Raw genomic sequence first — 2739 nt, 5'->3', positions numbered from 1 at the left:
AGGTAAAGACACTCTAACTCTAGACCAAGACTCTAACAATAACGAAACAGTAGCTGATATCTCAGCTTTACAACAAGCCATCTTAAAAGGAACAGATCTTAATGCTCTAGAAGAAACTGCTGCAGGTGGTCCACAAGCAGGTGGTAATGGTGGAGATGGCGTAAGCTTATCTTCTACTAGCTTTGCAGAAGGAGGCCACATTAGTAACATCAATGCTAATGTAGGAAGCATAGATGCTTTATCTCTAGCAGCAGGTGGAGATAATAGCTTTGGTGTAAGTGGAGGAAGTGCTGTTGGGGCTGGAGCAACTCCTGTTATACCTCCTATTGCTACAATTACAGCTCTAGGTTCAACAAATGCAACAGAGGGACAAGATTGGAGTGGCCCAGAGTATAAATTCTCTCTAGGTGATATAGACGCAAATGGTGTAAATAACCTAGTGTCTAGACCAACTACATATACTTTTAGTCTAAGTGGTGTAGAAAAGGGCGTAGATTATGAAGAGATAGAAACTCCAGATGGCAATTTTGTTTTTGAATATAAAGATGCTAATGGTGACTGGGTTCCAATGTATGGTAATAAACTTACCGTAAATGATCCTAGAGATATAGAGAACCTAGAAGTAAGAATAGCAAAGCTAGCAGATAACTCTATCCAAAATCAAGGAGAGCGTGTAGGAGATGATTCTCGTTTTAGTAGTATTGATGGAGCAGAACAAGGCGTTTATCAAAGAAAAGCTACTGTAAACGTAACTAGCGATAATCCTCAAATAGCTTCGTCAAGCAATACTGGCACTATTACTGATACGGACGATGAAGTATCATTTACTAAGGGCTTAGATGGAAAAACAATAGACACCGAGATAGGTAACGACATTATTAATCTACATGGAGAGATTAAAAACGGTTCTAATGTACAAAGTGGAGATGATGATGACGTTATAAACCTTTATGGAAATCTAACTTCTGGTAGTACCATCAATACTGGTTCAGAAAATATATTTGGAACCAATAGTCACGATACTGTAAATGTTAAGTCTGGAGCATCTGTAGATGGAGCTACTCTAGCATCACAAGGAGTTGCGACCTTTAATATAGAAAAAGGAGCAACGCTAAATAATGCTCATATAAACCACATGTATGGTAGCGATCAAACAGTTAATGTTAATGGCACTCTAAACGAAACAGAGATGAACCTTGGCCGTGGAAACAACAAGATCACCCTTGACGGAGCTACCAGCACAAATAAACTTAGAGTAGAGACTCAAAGTGGTAACGATGATATTGTGATCAAAAACAGCAAAATTTTAGGCGATGCGAATTTAATTGGTAACCACAACATAATGGATATACGCTCAGGCATAAATACAGTTACAGCAGAGGACTCTGAGTTATCTCGTCTGGATATCCAAGCAAATGGTGGTGCATCAGATAAGACGACTGTTACCCTAAATGCGACAAAAGGTGAACGACTAAATATTACTGGTCAAGGCGAAGAGGACGTATTTACTCTAAAAGGTGGCTCTACCCTTAATTCTTCTGGAGTTAATTTAGGCAACGGTAATAATACTATCAATGTAGATGGTGCTAAGATTACAACATCTAGCCTTATAACTGGAAGCAATGACGATATTATCAACCTCAAAAATGCAGAGTTAAAAAATGTCAATGTTGAGACATGGCATGGCAAAAATGAGGTAAATATCGAAAACGTTACAAGTGACAATACCAAAATCACTCTTGGTGGTGGTTGGAGCAATGGGGATAATACCGTAAATATTAAAGGCAATTTCGGTGATGTAGATGCTAACTCTTATGGCAAAACCGCAATTAGTTCTTTTGGATCAGCTGTTGCAAAAGATTTTATCAATATCGCAGATAACGCAAACGTTCACAATGTTAGATTTGATCTAAACCAAAAATCAGATAAAATCACTATTGGCGAGAATGCGACAGTTTCACACTCTCAGTTAATTACTGGGGATGACAACGATACACTTGAGATAGGGGATGGAGTTAATATTAGCAAAGGTACACATATGGATCTAGGATTCCATAGTGATACCGCAAAAATAGGAAATAACGTTACTATAGATGACTCTGATATTTATATGGATGATGGTGATACGACTCACCAAAGTACTTTCGGTAACGATACGGTAACCATAGGAAATAACGTAACGTTTAAAAACTATGCCGACGTAAAAGGTGGTCAAGGAAAAGATACCATTACTATAGGCGATAACCTAACCCTAGACGGTAATGCCGGAATTTACGGAGACTGGGGCGAAGGCGGTGGCGGAGTAAATAACGCTACTGACGGTAAAGACACGATTACTATCGGAAATAATCTAACCGTTAAGAATAACTCTACCGTAAGCGGTGGCGGCGGAGACGATGTTATCTCTATCGGTAAAAATGCAAGTATTCAAGATACTTCAACTATCGACGGCGGAGCTGGATTTGATACATTAAAAGTAGCTGATAATAGCATAGACTTTAGCCATGTTAAAAATATCGAAAAACTAGATATGACTAATGGAGAAAAGACAACCTTATCTCTTACAGCTAGCAATGTTCAAGATATATTACGTGATAGTAATGAGAATAAGCTAAAAATAGATGGTGATAGTAACGATGAGCTTACTCTTGGAAGTAGTTGGACTAAAGGTGCTAGTTCTGGTGGTTATACTACTTATACTAGTGGTACAACTACAATCGAAGTTCAAGACCAAATACA

General features: G+C 38.4%; 1 protein-coding gene. It reads left to right on the top strand.

The genetic code is table 11. The annotated features are described in order from the left end of the window. Positions 1 to 2739: hypothetical protein (locus tag A3854_RS09575; RefSeq protein WP_180378649.1), on the top strand; the 2739-nt coding region annotated here is incomplete at both ends.

This window comes from Campylobacter concisus, from assembly GCF_002092845.1.
GTDB classification, from domain to species: Bacteria; Campylobacterota; Campylobacteria; order Campylobacterales; family Campylobacteraceae; genus Campylobacter_A; species Campylobacter_A concisus_AQ.
Note: the sequence above shows the minus strand (reverse complement) of the source record. Positions and strands in the feature narration are given on the sequence as shown.